The 15,125-nt window shown below is 63.8% G+C and carries 18 protein-coding genes; 11 read left to right on the top strand and 7 right to left on the bottom strand.

Annotated features, from left to right (window positions below; all coding sequences use genetic code 11):
- Positions 1–9: 9 nt before the first annotated feature.
- On the bottom strand, positions 10–1,005 hold the full coding sequence (locus M9924_02585) for a polysaccharide deacetylase (GenBank protein ID MCO5063282.1): 996 nt from the start codon (positions 1,003–1,005) through the stop codon (positions 10–12).
- 185 nt (positions 1,006–1,190) lie between these two features.
- Between M9924_02585 and M9924_02580 the strand changes: the two genes are divergently transcribed.
- The 8 genes from M9924_02580 to M9924_02545 all read left to right on the top strand — a co-directional run bounded on the left by M9924_02580 (position 1,191) and on the right by M9924_02545 (position 7,392).
- Positions 1,191–1,856 carry a tetratricopeptide repeat protein gene (locus M9924_02580; protein ID MCO5063281.1) on the top strand — a complete coding sequence of 222 codons (666 nt, stop codon included), beginning with the start codon at positions 1,191–1,193 and terminating at the stop codon, positions 1,854–1,856.
- 9 nt (positions 1,857–1,865) lie between these two features.
- On the top strand, positions 1,866–3,284 hold the full coding sequence (der, locus tag M9924_02575) for a ribosome biogenesis GTPase Der (protein MCO5063280.1): 1,419 nt from the start codon (positions 1,866–1,868) through the stop codon (positions 3,282–3,284).
- A gap of 97 nt (positions 3,285–3,381) precedes the next feature.
- Positions 3,382–4,530, top strand: coding sequence for a cell wall hydrolase (locus M9924_02570; GenBank protein MCO5063279.1), 1,149 nt, complete (start codon positions 3,382–3,384; stop codon positions 4,528–4,530).
- A 189-nt stretch (positions 4,531–4,719) separates the two neighbouring features.
- The gene (locus tag M9924_02565) at positions 4,720–5,127 is read left to right on the top strand and encodes an AtpZ/AtpI family protein (GenBank protein MCO5063278.1); all 408 of its coding nucleotides are present in this window, start codon (positions 4,720–4,722) and stop codon (positions 5,125–5,127) included.
- Positions 5,128–5,167: 40 nt separating this feature from the next.
- Positions 5,168–5,917, top strand: a complete 750-nt coding sequence (locus M9924_02560) for a F0F1 ATP synthase subunit A (protein MCO5063277.1) — start codon at positions 5,168–5,170, stop codon at positions 5,915–5,917.
- A gap of 70 nt (positions 5,918–5,987) precedes the next feature.
- Positions 5,988–6,212 carry a F0F1 ATP synthase subunit C gene (locus M9924_02555; protein ID MCO5063276.1) on the top strand — a complete coding sequence of 75 codons (225 nt, stop codon included), beginning with the start codon at positions 5,988–5,990 and terminating at the stop codon, positions 6,210–6,212.
- A 61-nt stretch (positions 6,213–6,273) separates the two neighbouring features.
- A complete protein-coding gene (locus tag M9924_02550) occupies positions 6,274–6,903 on the top strand; it encodes a F0F1 ATP synthase subunit B (GenBank protein ID MCO5063275.1) in 630 nt (209 codons plus the stop codon).
- Positions 6,904–6,912: 9 nt separating this feature from the next.
- A complete protein-coding gene (locus M9924_02545) occupies positions 6,913–7,392 on the top strand; it encodes a F0F1 ATP synthase subunit B (protein MCO5063274.1) in 480 nt (159 codons plus the stop codon).
- Between the two features lie 56 nt (positions 7,393–7,448).
- Here the strand turns inward: M9924_02545 and M9924_02540 are convergent, their stop codons facing one another.
- Positions 7,449–7,793, bottom strand: coding sequence for an arsenate reductase (locus M9924_02540; GenBank protein MCO5063273.1), 345 nt, complete (start codon positions 7,791–7,793; stop codon positions 7,449–7,451).
- 133 nt (positions 7,794–7,926) lie between these two features.
- Here M9924_02540 and M9924_02535 point away from each other — a divergent pair, with 133 nt between their 5' ends.
- Together M9924_02535 and M9924_02530 are read left to right on the top strand one after the other, a co-directional pair.
- Positions 7,927–9,531, top strand: coding sequence for an NAD(P)/FAD-dependent oxidoreductase (locus tag M9924_02535; GenBank protein MCO5063272.1), 1,605 nt, complete (start codon positions 7,927–7,929; stop codon positions 9,529–9,531).
- A gap of 85 nt (positions 9,532–9,616) precedes the next feature.
- Positions 9,617–10,864 carry an aminopeptidase gene (locus tag M9924_02530; GenBank protein ID MCO5063271.1) on the top strand — a complete coding sequence of 416 codons (1,248 nt, stop codon included), beginning with the start codon at positions 9,617–9,619 and terminating at the stop codon, positions 10,862–10,864.
- A 22-nt stretch (positions 10,865–10,886) separates the two neighbouring features.
- Here M9924_02530 and M9924_02525 read toward each other — a convergent pair whose 3' ends face one another.
- Together M9924_02525 and M9924_02520 are read right to left on the bottom strand one after the other, a co-directional pair.
- Positions 10,887–11,561: a ribonuclease HII gene (locus M9924_02525; protein ID MCO5063270.1), complete on the bottom strand. Its 675-nt coding sequence runs from the start codon at positions 11,559–11,561 to the stop codon at positions 10,887–10,889.
- A 114-nt stretch (positions 11,562–11,675) separates the two neighbouring features.
- Positions 11,676–12,830: a PA0069 family radical SAM protein gene (locus tag M9924_02520; GenBank protein MCO5063269.1), complete on the bottom strand. Its 1,155-nt coding sequence runs from the start codon at positions 12,828–12,830 to the stop codon at positions 11,676–11,678.
- Positions 12,831–12,985: 155 nt separating this feature from the next.
- Here M9924_02520 and M9924_02515 point away from each other — a divergent pair, with 155 nt between their 5' ends.
- Entirely contained in the window at positions 12,986–13,492 is a 507-nt protein-coding gene (locus M9924_02515; GenBank protein MCO5063268.1) for a glycosyltransferase, read from the top strand.
- Between the two features lie 4 nt (positions 13,493–13,496).
- Here M9924_02515 and moaB read toward each other — a convergent pair whose 3' ends face one another.
- Genes moaB through M9924_02500 form a run of 3 tightly spaced genes read right to left on the bottom strand, consistent with a single transcriptional unit; the run spans position 13,497 to position 15,095 of the window.
- Positions 13,497–14,030: a molybdenum cofactor biosynthesis protein B gene (gene moaB / locus M9924_02510; protein ID MCO5063267.1), complete on the bottom strand. Its 534-nt coding sequence runs from the start codon at positions 14,028–14,030 to the stop codon at positions 13,497–13,499.
- Between the two features lie 9 nt (positions 14,031–14,039).
- Positions 14,040–14,900 carry a 4-(cytidine 5'-diphospho)-2-C-methyl-D-erythritol kinase gene (locus M9924_02505; GenBank protein ID MCO5063266.1) on the bottom strand — a complete coding sequence of 287 codons (861 nt, stop codon included), beginning with the start codon at positions 14,898–14,900 and terminating at the stop codon, positions 14,040–14,042.
- 9 nt (positions 14,901–14,909) lie between these two features.
- Positions 14,910–15,095, bottom strand: coding sequence for a hypothetical protein (locus M9924_02500; GenBank protein MCO5063265.1), 186 nt, complete (start codon positions 15,093–15,095; stop codon positions 14,910–14,912).
- Positions 15,096–15,125 lie beyond the last annotated feature (30 nt).

The following is a 15,125-nucleotide window of genomic DNA, read 5'->3' as shown; positions in this document are numbered from 1 at the left end:
TGATCGTCACTAACCCTGGCTGTCGGGCGCGCGCCTGAGCGAGAACCCGGTGCGCGCCAGATAGTCGCGATAGCTGATGCAGGCGACGTCCGGCCTGCCGCAGACCTCTTCCGCGAGCCGCTCCATCGCACGCCAATAGGCCCCGCCGTTCATCAGCACGAAATGGAACCCGAGCTGGAGCGGGGCGCGCCCGCCCGCATATTCCTTATCGAAGGCGGCGCGAAACGCGTCATAGCTGCGCTGCTCGAATTCCTTTGCGCGGGCCGGGTTTTCCTTGCCGCCGGATTGCCGCACATAAAGATTGTAGTCCATGCCGATGACGCGCCTGCCGTTCGGCCCTTCCGCGATCTGCGGCAGCGCAAAATGCGCGACCGGACCGGACAGGTCGGGACGAACGGGACCACGGGAAACGCCGCTTGCATCATAGGCCAGTCCCGCACCGGCCATCGCCTTCTGCAAGCCCGGCGCGGTGGAGAGATAGGGCGCGCGCATGCCCTCGACTCCGTTTGCGATCGCCTTCCAGCCTTCCGGCTCGGGCGATATGCCGTTGATCGCATAGGCGTTGCGCAGGATGTCCGAAAAGGAGTCGATCTCCTGCGACCAGTCCTGCGCGGTCCATTTCCCTCCGTCGAAATGGCCGCACACATGGCTGGCGAGTTCGTGGCCTTCGGCGGCGGCCAGCCTGATCTGGTAGAGGCGCTGCTCCACCTCGCCGCGCGAGTGCGCGAAGCCGACATTGGAGCGCCCCGCCTTCATCCGGGGCGGCTGGTAGGCCGATTTCGTGTCCGGCGACAGCAGGAACACGCAGGACAGGAAATAGGTGAAATGCGCGCCGGTGCGCTTTGCCAGCGCGCGGCTGCGCCGCCACTGGTCGAGGTCATGCGCGCCGTCGAAGGAGATGATGAGTGCCTGCATAGGGCGATGACCGGCTGTGGGAGGATCGGCCTTTGCGGGAAGGGCTGCAAGACAGGCAAGGGCAAGCACGGAAACACACAGACGCAACATGGTCACTCAATGCACGAGGGAAAGTGAACAGCGGGTTGAAAGTGGGAAAACTGCCGCGCAATTGTGGCGCGATGCGGGTCGAATCCGCTTTGCTGCGATCGACATTCACCTTTCCCCCTTCCCTCGACGCGAATATTCGCTAAAAGGCGCGCAACAGCCCCGATTGGGGCGCTCGGACCTGTTTGATGACGGACGACAGTTTCTTTCGCGAGGTTCAGGAAGAGATTCGCCAGGACAAGGCGAAGGCTCTCTGGGACCGCTATGGTGCGCTGATCATCGGGCTGGCGGTTGCGGTCGTGCTCGGCACTGCCGGCTTCGTCGGCTATGAATACTGGCGCGAGGCCCGCTCAGGAAGCGCCGGCGATGCATTTGCGCAGGCACTGCAACTTGCGCGCGACGGCAAGAGCGACGAGGCGCTGGCCGCATTCAAGAAGATCGAGGACGAAAGTCACGGCGCCTATCCGGTGCTGGCGCGCATGCGCGCAGCGACGGTGCTGTCTGAAAAGGGCGATGCGAAAGGCGCGGTCGCAGGTTTCGACGCCGTGGCCGCCGACCGCTCGATCGACGCATCCCTGCGCGACATCGCGCGTATACGCGCGGCCTATATTCTGGTCGACAGCGGCGCCTATAATGAGGTCGCCGACCGTGTCGAGCAACTTGCGGTTGACACCAATCCGATGCGCGCCGCCGCACGCGAGGCGCTCGCCCTTTCCGCATGGAAGGCAGGCAAGGGCGAGGATGCGATGAAGCTGTTCAGGCAGATCGCCGACGACGATGCCGCGCCGCAGGATGCGCAGCAGCGTGCCAATCTGATGATCGAGCTGCTGCGCGGTTCCGGCGTCAAGTCGTGAGCGGGCGCAATGGCACTCACCATCGCCATCATAGGCCGGCCAAACGTCGGAAAATCGACGCTTTTCAATAGGCTGGCAGGGCGCAAGCTGGCGCTTGTGGACGACACGCCGGGCGTGACGCGCGACCGGCGCATTCATCCCGCGAGGCTCTACGATCTTTATTTCGACGTGGTGGACACGGCAGGCTTCGAAGATGCCGCCGCCGCGACCCTGCAAGGGCGGATGCGCCAGCAGACCGAGATCGCCATTCGCGAAGCCGACCTGATCTTCTTCGTCATCGACGCCAAGGCCGGTATCCTGCCCGACGACCGCACCTTCGCCGACATCGTGCGGCGCGCCGGCAAGCCCGTCGTGCTGGTCGCGAACAAGGCCGAGTCGCGCGGCTCCGACGCGGGCTTTCTGGAAGCGTTCGAACTGGGGCTCGGCGAGCCGGTGCCGATTTCCGCCGAGCACGGTCAGGGCATGCCCGACCTGCGCGACGCCGTCATCGCCGCCGTGGGCGAGGAGCGCGCATTCGAGGACGACGAGGAAGAGGATGCGGAGCAGGAACCGCTGATCGGCGAGGATGTCACCGACGCCGACGAGGAACCTGCCTATGACGACAGCAAGCCGCTGCGCATCGCTGTCGTGGGCCGCCCGAATGCGGGAAAATCCACGCTTATCAACGCCTTGATCGGCGAGGAGCGGCTGCTGACCGGGCCGGAGGCGGGCATCACGCGGGATTCCATTTCCGTGGACTGGACGTGGCGTGGCCGCCGCATGAAGCTGTTCGACACGGCGGGCATGCGGCGCAAGGCGAGGGTTCAGGAAAAGCTGGAAAAGCTCTCTGTATCCGATGGCCTGCGCGCGATCCGTTTCGCGGAAGTCGTCGTCATCGTTCTCGATGCGACCATTCCGTTCGAGAAGCAGGACCTGCAGATCGCCGACCTGATCGTGCGCGAAGGCCGCGCGCCGGTCATCGCTTTTTCAAAATGGGATCTGATCGAGAACCGGCAGGAGACCCTTGCCGAACTCTATGAAAAGACGGCGCGCCTGCTGCCGCAGGTGCGCGGGCTGCTGGCCATTCCGGTTTCCGCCGAAACGGGACGCGGGCTCGACCGCCTCATGGATGCGGTGTTGAAGGTGCATCAGGTGTGGAACCGGCGCGTCTCGACGGGCCGTCTCAATCGCTGGCTGGAAGGGGTGCTCGCCCATCATCCGCCTCCCGCCGTCGCGGGCCGCAGGCTGAAGATCAAATACATCACGCAGGCCAAGACCCGTCCGCCGGGCTTCGTGCTGTCCACGTCGAGGCCCGACGCCGTGCCGCAATCCTATGTCCGCTATCTGGTGAACAGCCTGCGCGAGAGCTTCGACATGCCCGGCGTGCCCATTCGCGTCGCGTTGCGCGCTTCCGACAATCCCTTCGCGGACAGGTCGAAGAAGCGCTGATCGTTAACTCCCCATCAAGGTTAATGCTTCACTTTCCGGAACCATACAATTTTAGCGTGTGGCGAGGGTTGGTCGGTTGCGTTGGCGTATCGATTCTGTGTTGCGGTCCGGCGCGTCTGCCCTGAAGCGCTGCCCGTCGCTCAAGGCTTCCGCGATCCTTGGCGTTGCACTGCTGCTGGCGTTCCCGACCGTCGGCGGGCGGCAGGACATTGCCGGGCTGATCTCCGGCGAGGATTCCGGCGCGAGCGGCTGGACCGGCTATGTCGAAAAGGCCGCGGCGGGATCGGTGCATCAGGCTGAAATGCCGTTTGGAGATTCGGGGCTGCTGTCCGGCGCGGGCGTGAATGCGCGGGGCCTGGGCAAGGTCGCCTTCCGCAGCAAGGGGCGCGCCGCGACACCCGATGAATCGCGCGTCAACAGCGCGGAAAAGCAGGGCCGCATCATCGGGATCGAGCGCGTTGCGCCGCCGAAAGCCTTCTCCGCCGGCTCGATCTTCGAGCGTACGTCAATGCTGCGCCCGACGCGCGAGACGAAGGAAAAGCTGACTTTCGCGATTCCCCCCATCAAGGGCAAGGAGGTGCAGATCGCGTCCTCCTTCTACATCCGCGACGACAGCGCGAAAAATTCCGGCGTACCGAGCTATCTGGCGAGCCTTGTGAACAACGACAAGCCGGACGTGCTGGCCACCGCCTATGCCGCGAGCGCGCCCGACTATGCGAAGGCGTCGCCCTTCGAAAGCCTGCTCAACGAGGACCCCGCCGAGGGGCGTTTCATCCCTCCGGCAGGTAAGGGCGACCACGCATGGCTTCAGCAGCCGCTTCCGGCCTCGGTGTTTTCCGGCAAGGAGCAGAAATGCCTCGCCAACGCCGTCTATTTCGAGGCGCGCGGCGAATCGATGCGCGGTCAGGCAGCGGTCGCGCAGGTTGTGCTGAACCGCGTCCGAAATCCGGCCTATCCTGGCTCGATCTGCGACGTGGTTTACCAGAACCGCAACTGGCGCAATGCCTGCCAGTTCTCCTTTGCATGCGACGGGCGCAAGGACGTTGTGGCCAGCCCCGCCAACTACAGGAAGGCCGAGGCCGTTGCGCTCGCGGTGACGGCGGGCAGGATATTCATTCCCGAGGTCGGGTCCTCCACGCACTATTATGCGCAATATGTGAGCCCCGGCTGGGCGCGCTACATGAAGAAGATGACAAGGATCGGCCTGCACATCTTCTACCGCACAAGGAATGGCGGCTGGAGCTGATCTGGCGCGATTTGGCGAGCAGTCGTGCAGGGCACGATGTCGCATTAGGCTAAGACATTGAAATAATTCATAAAAATACAAGGCCGCGGGGGCCCTGACTCGGCTTGACGTAGCCGTCGCCCCTAACTATGTTGCGCGCGACTTTGGAGCGGCAATCCGTTTGCGGGTTTGCCGGGCAGGGAGGTCGCAATGGTCCGTGCGGGCAAGCCGGGGAATGCCGGAAAGACCGCGCCGGTGGAGCCTGAGCAGCCGGACCCTCGCGACCAAGAGCTGGAGCGCCGCCGGAATGAACTCGAAGCCTCGCTTGCTTCGAGGCGTACCGAAAGCCAGGCCGGCGTCCAGGCAGCGAAGTCGGGCAGTGTTTCCGGGTACGGCAACGCGCTGAAACTATCCAGCGAGTTCATCGCGGGGGTAGTCGTCGGAGCGGGACTCGGCTGGTTGATCGACAGTTGGGCGGGGACTTCGCCCTGGGGGTTGATCATCTTCCTGCTGCTGGGATTTGGCGCAGGCGTGTTGAATGTGCTGCGCTCGGCTGGACTTGTTGCCAATGCTGGCATAAGGCAGCCTGACGAAGCCGGGAAACCGGACGGGAAGTGAACGGCGCGCTGGCGCGCAGGTCTAACGAGGGGTCACAAGCGTGGCGAACGATCCGATCCATCAGTTCCAGATTTCCAAATGGATTCCGATCGAAATCGGCGGCTTTGATTTCTCCTTCACCAATTCTTCCGCCTTCATGGTGGCAACGGCTGTTGCTGCGGGCGCATTCCTTTTCCTGACCACGTCGAGCCGCGGGCTGGTTCCGAACCGCCTCCAGTCGATCTCGGAAATGTCCTATGAATTCGTGGCGAATATGCTGCGCGACGCCGCCGGAACGCAGGGAATGAAGTTCTTCCCCTTTGTGTTCTCGCTGTTCATGTTCGTGCTGGTGGCCAATCTGATCGGCCTGTTTCCCTATTTCTTCACCGTCACCAGCCACATCATCGTGACCTTCGCGCTGGCGCTTCTGGTCATCGGAACGGTGGTCGTCTACGGCTTCATGAAGCATGGCTTCGGGTTCCTGAAACTGTTCGTGCCGCACGGCGTGCCGATTGTTCTCGTACCGCTCGTGGTGCTGATCGAGATCATTTCGTTCCTTTCGCGCCCCATCAGCCTCTCCGTTCGTCTTTTCGCGAATATGCTGGCGGGCCACATCACGCTCAAGGTGTTCGCGGGCTTCGTGACCTCGCTCACCGCGCTCGGCGCGGTCGGCGTCGCGGGATCGATCCTGCCGCTGGCGATGACCGTCGCCATCACGGCGCTCGAATTCCTGGTCGCATTCCTGCAGGCCTATGTTTTCGCTGTGCTGACCTGCATGTACCTCAACGACGCGATCCATCCGGGTCACTAGGCATGGTGCGGTCCGCCGGACCGCATCCGGAAATACGCATTCCGAACTTGAATCCAAAAGGAGTTGGACAATGGAAGTAGAAGCAGCAAAGGCAATTGGCGCTGGCATCGCATGCCTCGGCATGGGTGGCGCCGGTATCGGCCTGGGCACCATTTTCGGCAACTATCTGGCCGGCGCGCTGCGCAATCCCTCGGCTGCCGATGGCCAGTTCGGCCGCCTGATCTTCGGCTTCGCCGTGACCGAAGCTCTGGGCATCTTCTCCCTGCTCGTCGCGCTGCTCCTCCTCTTCGCATAAGAGTGGGCATGGTTCGCCGGCCGCGTGACGCGGCCGGATCGCAAGGGATTAGGGGATCGAGATGTTCGTGACACCGGCTTATGCCCAGGAGGCCCAACCGGCCGAGGGGGAATCGCACGCACCGGCAGGGGAAACCCATGCCGCACCGGCGGATGCCGCTGCGGGCGAAACGCATACCGAAACCGGCGCCGGGCATGGCGGAGGCGCATTTCCGCCTTTCGATCCAAGCAATTACCCGTCGCAGCTCCTGTGGCTGGCGATCACTTTCGGCCTCTTCTACCTCTTCCTGAAAAAGGTCATCGTGCCGCGCATCGGCGGGATCCTGGAAGTGCGGCGCGACCGCATTGCGCAGGACCTCGACCAGGCCGCGCGCATGAAGGAAGACGCCGACGCGGCGGTCGCCGCCTACGAGCAGGAACTGGCCGAGGCGCGCTCCAACGCCAATACGATCGGGCAGGGCGCACGCGATTCGGCCAAGGCCGATGCGGAAAGCGAGCGCAAGAAGATCGAAGCAGAGCTTGAAGCCAAGCTCGCGGAAGCCGAAAAGCGGATCGCGGGAATCAAGTCGAAGGCGATGGCCGAAGTCGGTGGCATCGCTGAGGACACCGCAACCGCCATCGTCCAGCAATTGACCGGTGCGAAGGTGGACAAGCCCACCGTTTCCGCCGCAGTCAAGGCGGTCAGGAACTAGGAGGGCCAGATGGACGCAACATTCTGGGCATTCGTCGCACTCGTCATTTTCCTGGCCATCGTCGTCTATCTCAAGGTGCCGGGCACGCTGGGCGCGTCGCTCGATAAGCGGGCGACAAAAATCGCAAGCGATCTTGAAGATGCGCGGCGCCTTCGTGAAGAGGCGCAGCAATTGCTGGCCGAGTACCAGCGCAAGCGCAAGGAAGCCGAGCAGGAAGCAGCCGCCATCGTTGAGGCCGCCAAGAGCGAGGCCGAGCAGCTTGTGAAGGAAGCGCGGCAGAAGACCGAGGAATTCGTCACCCGCCGCAGCGCGATGGCCGAGCAGAAGATTGCGCAGGCCGAGCGCGAGGCGGTCAACGAGGTTCGCGCCAGCGCCGTGGACATCGCCACGGAAGCGGCCCGCAAGCTGATGGAACTCAAGGTCGACGCCAAGGCAGGAGCGGAACTTTTCAAGTCCTCGCTGAACGACCTGAAAGCCAAGCTGAACTAACTCATTTCAATGACGCATTGAGGAAAGCCGCCTTCGGGGCGGCTTTCTCTTTTTCGTTATTTAACCGCCTGCGCATAGGCGTCAGCCTTGAAGCCGAACAGTAGGGCATCGCCCGTGTCGAGCACGGGCCGTTTGATAAGGTTGGTTTCGGCAAGCAGCATCGCGCGCGCCTTGGTGGCGTCGAGCCCCGCCTTTTCGCTCTCCGGCAATTCCTTGAAGGTGGTGCTGTTTCGGTTCAGCACGGCTTCCCATCCGGCGCGGGAGATCCAGCCATCGAGCGTCGCGGGATCGAGCTTTTCCACCCGGTAGTCGAACCAGCGATAGTCGATGCCGTGCTCGTCAAGCCATCGACGCGCCTTCTTTACCGTGTCGCAGGACTTGAATCCGTAGAGGGTTGTCATGTCGCGCTCGCTGCTTGCTGGAACCAATCCGCGCATAGCACGCCTTTCGGCGCTTGTGCGGCGTCTCGTGGCTTGATCCACCGATTTGCCGTGGCAATGGACCGACCCCGCGCCGTGCGGTAGAGCACGGCGGATGAGTGAACAAGTCGATATCGCAATTGTCGGTGCTGGCCATAACGGCCTTGTCTGCGCGGCCTATCTGGCCGCCGCCGGGTTTAGCGTGAAGGTGCTGGAGCGCCGTTCCGTCGTCGGCGGGGCTGCGGTGACGGAGGAATTTCTTCCCGGTTTCCGCAATTCGGTCGCGTCCTACACGGTGAGCCTGCTCAACCCGAAGATCATCCGCGATCTCGACCTTCACGCGCACGGTTTGCGGATCGTCGAGCGGCGGCTCGGCAATTTCCTGCCGCTGCCGGATGGGAGATACCTCAAGGCGGGCGAAGGCGTGACCCGAGGCGAGATCGCGCGTTTCAGCACCCGCGATGCCGAGCGCTATGACGGCTATGGAGCCGAGATCGAAGCGATTGCCGATGTGCTGCGCGATCTGGTGCTCCGCCAGCCGCCCAACATGGTCGAAGGCGGCTGGCGCGCATCCATGGCCGAGGCATGGCGGGCGCTGTCCGACGGCAACCGGCTGCGCCGCATCGCCCCGGAAAGGCGGCGCGCGCTTCTCGACCTGTTCACCAAATCCGCCGCCGACTATCTGGACGGCTGGTTCGAGACGGATTGCGTGAAGGCGCTCTTCGGCTTCGATTCCATCGTCGGGAACTACGCCAGCCCCTACACGCCGAACACGGCCTATGTGCTGCTGCATCATGTTTTCGGCGAGGTGAATGGCAGGAAGGGGGCGTGGGGACACGCCATTGGCGGCATGGGCGCGATCACCCAGGCAATGGCCGCCGCTTGCCGTGCGCGTGGCGTCGAGATCGAAACGGATGCGCCGGTCAGGGAAATCATCGTCGCAAAGGACCGCGCGACGGGCGTCGTGCTGGAGGATGGACGGGCGGTTCGGGCAAGGGCGGTGGTGAGCAACCTCAACCCCCGGCTGCTGTTCGAGCGGCTTGTGCCCGGCGATGCGCTGCCACCGGAATTTCTCGCAAGGATGGGCCGCTGGAAATGTGGCTCGGGCACATTCCGCATGAATGTCGCCCTGTCGGAACTGCCGAGCTTTTCCTGCCTGCCGGGCCGCGAGGCGGCAGACCATCACACGGCAGGCATCATCATCGCGCCGTCACTCGACTATATGGATCGCGCATGGACCGACGCCCGCCGTCATGGCTGGAGCCGCGAGCCCGTCGTGGAAATGCTCATTCCCTCCACGCTGGACGACAGCCTCGCGCCGAAGGGCGCGCATGTCGCCAGCCTGTTCTGCCAGCACGTGCAGCCTGAACTTTCCGATGGCCGGTCATGGGACGATCATCGCGAGGAAGTGGCGGATTTGATGATAGAGACGGTCGACCGGCACGCGCCCGGCTTCAAGGCCAGCGTCCTTGGCCGCCAGATCATGAGCCCGCTCGACCTCGAACGCACGTTCGGTCTCGTCGGCGGCGACATTTTTCACGGGGCGCTGAGCCTCGACCAATTGTTCAGTGCACGACCGATGCTGGGCTATGCGGACTATCGCTCGCCCGTGAAAGGCCTGTACCTGTGCGGCTCCGGCACGCATCCCGGCGGTGGCGTGACCGGCGCGCCGGGACACAATGCCGCCCGCAGCATCATTGCCGACCGGCGCAAGATCTGAGCCAATTGCCGCCCCTTCAAGGGATGGGTGGCATTTGCGCGTGGGGCGCTCTAAATCTGCGCCGACAAAGAATGAAAGGTGTGCCATGACTGCTTCAAGTTCCGCCCTCATCGATCCCGACAAGCTCGACCGGCTGGCGCAGGTCGCCGTGTCTGTCGGTCTGGGGCTCCAGCAGGGGCAAGACCTCATCATGACCGCGCCGCTGGTGGCTGCCCCCTTGGCGCGCCGCATCGCCGAGCACGCCTACAAGGCCGGCGCGGGCCTCGTCACGACGCTGTTCTCGGACGAGGAACTGACGCTCGCGCGCTACCGCTACGCGCAGGACTTTTCCTTCGACCGTGCGACGGGTTGGCTCTATGACGGCATCGCCAAGGCGTTCGGCGACAATGCCGCGCGGCTGGCGATCTATGCCGAAGACCCGATGCTGCTCGCCAACGAGGACCCCGACAAGGTTGGCCGTGCCAACAAGGCAAACTCGATCGCCTATACGCCCGTGCGCGAGAAGATCACCGGCTTCGATATCAACTGGACGATCCTGTCCTATCCGAACCCGACCTGGGCCGCGAAGATTTTCCCGAACGACGATGAGGACACGGCGGTCGCCAAGCTCGCGAATGCGATCTTTGCCGCAACGCGCGTCGACCAGCCCGATCCGGTCGCCGCATGGAAGGCGCACAATGCGGACCTGCATCGCCGCACCGCGCGGCTGAACGAGAGCCGCTTTCACGCGCTGCACTTCAAGGGTCCGGGCACGGACCTGACAGTCGGCCTCGCGGATGGTCACGCGTGGAAAGGAGGGGCCTCGCTCGCCAAGAACGGCGCGACCTGCAACCCGAACCTGCCCAGCGAGGAAGTGTTCACCACGCCGCATGCCATGCGTGTGGATGGCTTTGTGCGCTCCACCAAGCCGCTGTCGCATCAGGGCACGCTGATCGACGGGATCGAAATGCGCTTCGAGGGCGGAAAGATCGTCGAGGCGCGCGCCACGCGCGGCGAACAGGTGCTTCTCAAGGTGCTGGATACGGATGAAGGGTCGCGACGGCTGGGAGAAGTCGCGCTGGTGCCGCATTCCTCGCCGATCTCGAAAAGCGGGCTGCTGTTCTACAACACGCTCTATGATGAAAACGCCGCGTGCCACATCGCGCTCGGCCAATGCTATTCGGACTGCTTCATCGACGGCGCGAAGCTCACCGCCGAGGAAATCGCCGCGCGCGGCGGCAATCGTTCCTTCATCCATATCGACTGGATGATCGGCTCCGGCGAAATCGACGTCGATGGACTTGATTCGGCGGGCAATCGCACGCCGGTCATGCGCAAGGGCGAGTGGGTGTAGCCCGCACGTTCCTGCACTTAGCCTAAACGAGCGTGACGATTTCCGCCTCGAGGCGGAAGGGCGAAAAGCTCATGCGGTGGAGGCGCGGCGCGGGACCGTGAATCTCGATTGCGGCGCGATGGCGTTCCGTCGCATAGCCCGCGTGAACATGAAAGCCATAGCGCTCGTTACGCTCGGCGCAGCAGGACATCATGCGGTCGCGCATGACCTTTGCAACGATGGACGCAGCGGCGATGGACTGCGAGCGCTGGTCGCCCTTCACCAGTGCGCGGCCCTCGCAAGGCAGGCCGGGCGGAATGTCGCGTCCGTCCGCCAGCGCCAGCAAAGGCCGCATGGGAAGCGCGCAGAGCGCACGGCGCATGGCTTCCAGGCTGGCGCGCAGGATGTTGATACGGTCGATCCCCTCCGCCGATACCGAGGCGAATGAAATGCCGGGTGCGCTGTTCAGGATTTGCTGGAACAACGCCTCGCGCTGCTCGCGACTGAGCCTCTTGGAATCATCCAGTCCGTCCGGGATGTTGTCCGGGTCGAGAATGACGGCAGCCGCCACAACAGGCCCGGCGAGCGGCCCGCGCCCCGCCTCGTCGAGGCCGGCCACCGGCCACAGCCCGTCCTTGCGGGCCTTCGCCTCGATCGCGAAGTCGGGCTTTTCGAGAATCTCGAACAGGGGCGGAGAATCAGAACGCGGTCGAGCCATATCGCGGCGAGACTCGCACCCGTTCCAATTCTCCGCAAGACCTTCCCTGCCGGGGGAGAGGCGGGGAAGGAAACCGCCGCTCCGGGGAAAGAGCGGGCGGAACTGGAAACCGGGCTACAGAAGGATGAGCTGTTCGCCACCTTGCCGAGCCTGCACGAAGAGATCGGTGCGCAGCGGCCGGCGCTCGATATTGAGGCCGAGCTTCTTGCACGCGATCTCGAAGCGGCGACCGATCTGCCACGCATAGGGGCCGGAGCCACGCATGCGCTTGCCCCACTCCGAATCATAATCCTTGCCGTCGCGCATCGAACGAACCAGCGACATGACGTGGCGGTAGCGGTCGGGATAGTGCCGCAGCAGCCAGTCCTTGAAGATGGGCGCGACCTCCAGCGGCAGGCGCAGGATGACATAACCCGCCTCCCGGGCGCCCGCCGCCTGCGCGGAGTCCAGTATCCGCTCGATCTCGCTGTCGTTCAGGCCGGGCACGATGGGAGCGACCATGACGGAAGCCGGAATGCCCGCATCGCTGAGTTGCCTCAGCGTTTCGAGCCGTTTCGCAGGCGTTGCCGCGCGCGGCTCCATGGTGCGCGCCAGCTTGCGGTCGAGTGTCGTGATCGAAAGCGCGACCTTCGCCAGCCCGCGCTCCGCCATGCGCGACAGGATGTCGATGTCCCGCGCGACAAGCGCCGACTTGGTCACGATGCCGACCGGATGGTTGCGCGCCTCCAGCACCTCAAGCACCTCGCGCATGATGCGGTATTGCTTTTCAATCGGCTGGTACGGGTCGGTATTGGTGCCGATGGCGATGGTGCGCGGCTCATAGCCCGGCTTCGACAATTCCTTGTCCAGCAGCCTTGCCGCATCCGGCTTGGCGAACAGCTTCGATTCGAAATCCAACCCCGGCGAAAGGCCCATATAGGCGTGGGTCGGGCGGGCGAAGCAGTAAATGCAGCCGTGCTCGCAGCCGCGATAGGGATTGATCGACCGGTCGAAGGAAATATCCGGCGATTCGTTGCGCGTGATGATCTGGCGCGGCCGCTCGACCTGCACCTCGGTCTTGAACGGCGGCAATTCGTCGAGCGAATTCCAGCCGTCGTCGAACACGTCGCGGCTGAGCGGCTCGTAGCGACCGCTGGGGTTGACGCCCGCCCCGCGACCGCGGCGGCGCGCATGATCGATGCGCAGCCCGCGTTCCTCGACAATGGCATTGGCCATGGATGAGCCTCCTTGCTTGAAGGCTGCAACATCGGCATTCGAAATCTGTTCCATTCCGCCCGTCTCCGTATCGAATCCGCTTGCGCGGCTTTCCAGACGAATCGCATTCGAGATGAAACTATTCCTATTTGTTCCGTCGGAACAAAGCAAGAACAATTTCCACGCATGGTTATCTGGCCAATTTGGCCGGACTCGGTTATTTGCCGGATATGCTTTCTGTGGTCATAGAAACCAGAAACGACGAGGAAGAACTGGCGCGCACACTGGCTTCGCTGGTTAACGGCGCGGTCGAAGGCGTGGTGCGCGAGGTGATCGTTTGCGATCTCGGATCGACCGATCACTCGCACCGGGTGGCAGACGAGGCCGGTTGCGTCTGGCTGCCCAGCGGCGGCGCGGCGGAAGGCGTGCGGCGCGCAAAATCGGACTGGCTGCTGCTGCTTGAGCCGGGCGCTACGCTTGTGGACGGCTGGATCGATTCGGCTGCGCGGCACGTGTCGCGCGCCACGATGGCCGGGCGCTTTTCCCGCGCGCGGAAGTCGCGGACCCCGTTCCTGAAACGCATTTTCGCGGGCAATCGGGCGCTGGTGGAAGGGCTGCTGATCACCAAGAGGCAGGCGTCGTCGCTGTCGCGAAGCGGTCAGGGTTCAGCGGCAATCGCACGCGGCCTTGCAACCAAACGGCTCGACGGTGAAATCGTCCCGGCGTCTAGGAAGTAGTGCTCTAGCCGCCGCGCCTTAGATGCTCGTCAAGGCGCGGCATGATCTCCACGAAATTGCAGGGCATGTGGCGATAGTCGAGTTGCGCCTTCAATATGCTGTCCCATGCGTCGCGGCAGGCGCCCGGCGAACCTGGCAGCACGAAAACGAAGGTCGCGTTGACCACGCCGCCCGTGGCGCGCGACTGGATCGTGGAAGTGCCGATCTTGTCGTAGGAGATGCGGTGAAACACCTCCGAAAAGCCGTCCATGCGTTTTTCGAAGATCGGTTCAAGTGCTTCGGGCGTCACGTCGCGACCGGTGAAGCCCGTTCCGCCGGTGGTGATGATGACGTCGATGCCATCGTCCCGCGACCATTCCAGCACTGTTGCGCGGATTTTTTCCACGTCGTCGGTCGCGATGGCGCGCGCGGCAAGCACATGTCCCGCCGTTTCGATCCGGTCCGCCAGCGTCTGCCCGGATTTGTCGTCGGCAAATCCGCGCGTGTCCGACACGGTCAGGACGGCAATGCGGACGGGAATAAACTGGCGTTCGCTCATGTTCCAAACCTAGGGCAATGTCGATGTTGCGGCAATGAACCAGTCGGGGCGGGCGGCGCGCATCAACTGAGCGGCCCGTTCGGCCTCTGCCACGTTTTCATAGATGCCGAAGCAGGTTGCGCCCGAGCCCGACATGCGCGCGAAAGCAGGATTGGTGCCTTCCAGCGCGGCAAGCGCTTCGCCGATCGAAGGCGCCAGCCGCTCGGCGGGCATTTGCAGGTCGTTTCGGCTTGCGCGCAGCCAGGCCACGAGAGATGTGAAATCGAGCTTTTCAGGCAGCGGTGCCAGCGCGGGATTGTCGGCGTGCGGCAGGCCGCGAAAAACGTCCGGGGTCGAGACGTGCACGCCCGGATTGACCAGCACCAGCGCCAGTTCGGGCAGGCCCGAAACCGGCTCCAGCACTTCACCGATACCCCGCGCAATGAGAGGCCGGAGGACGAGGCACATCGGCACATCCGCGCCGAGTGATCCGCCAATCGCTGCAAAGTCCCGGCCTTCTTCTCCTTCAAGGCGGGCAAGCGCGCGCAAGGTTGCGGCGGCGTCGCTCGATCCGCCGCCAATGCCCGATGCAATCGGCAGGTTTTTCTCAAGCGACAGTCGGACAGGCCCGCTTGGGGACCACGCCCGGAATGCGTCGCGCGCCCGGATGACGAGGTTGGAGTAATCGACCGGCAGGCCGGTCGCGTATCTGCCGGTTATCTCAAGATCGTCGCGCGCCGCACAGGTTGCGGTCAGCCGGTCTCCAAGCCGCGTAAAGACCACGAGGGTCTCCAGCAGATGATATCCGTCCGGGCGCTTGCCGGTTACATGCAGGGCGAGGTTAATCTTGGCCGGTGCGTCCTCGACGACCGGAAGCGTTCTGTCGGGCAAGGACCTGGATCAGTCCTTTGCCAGACGATATTCGCCCGTCACCGGGTCCTTGACGAGGGTGCCGTGCGTGCCGTTTGCGGCCTGCTGGCGCTCGCGCTTGATCTTGGCCGTGACGCGTTCCGCCTCACGAACGAAGGACCGGTATCCATAATAGGCCGCAATGCCAACGACGGCTAAAAAGAGGAGCTGCGGCATTCCTTTCATCCTTTCCCGGCTGAACTGTCC

Source organism: Rhizobiaceae bacterium (assembly GCA_023953835.1).
Lineage (GTDB): Bacteria > Pseudomonadota > Alphaproteobacteria > Rhizobiales > Rhizobiaceae > Mesorhizobium_G.
Note: the sequence above shows the minus strand (reverse complement) of the source record. Positions and strands in the feature narration are given on the sequence as shown.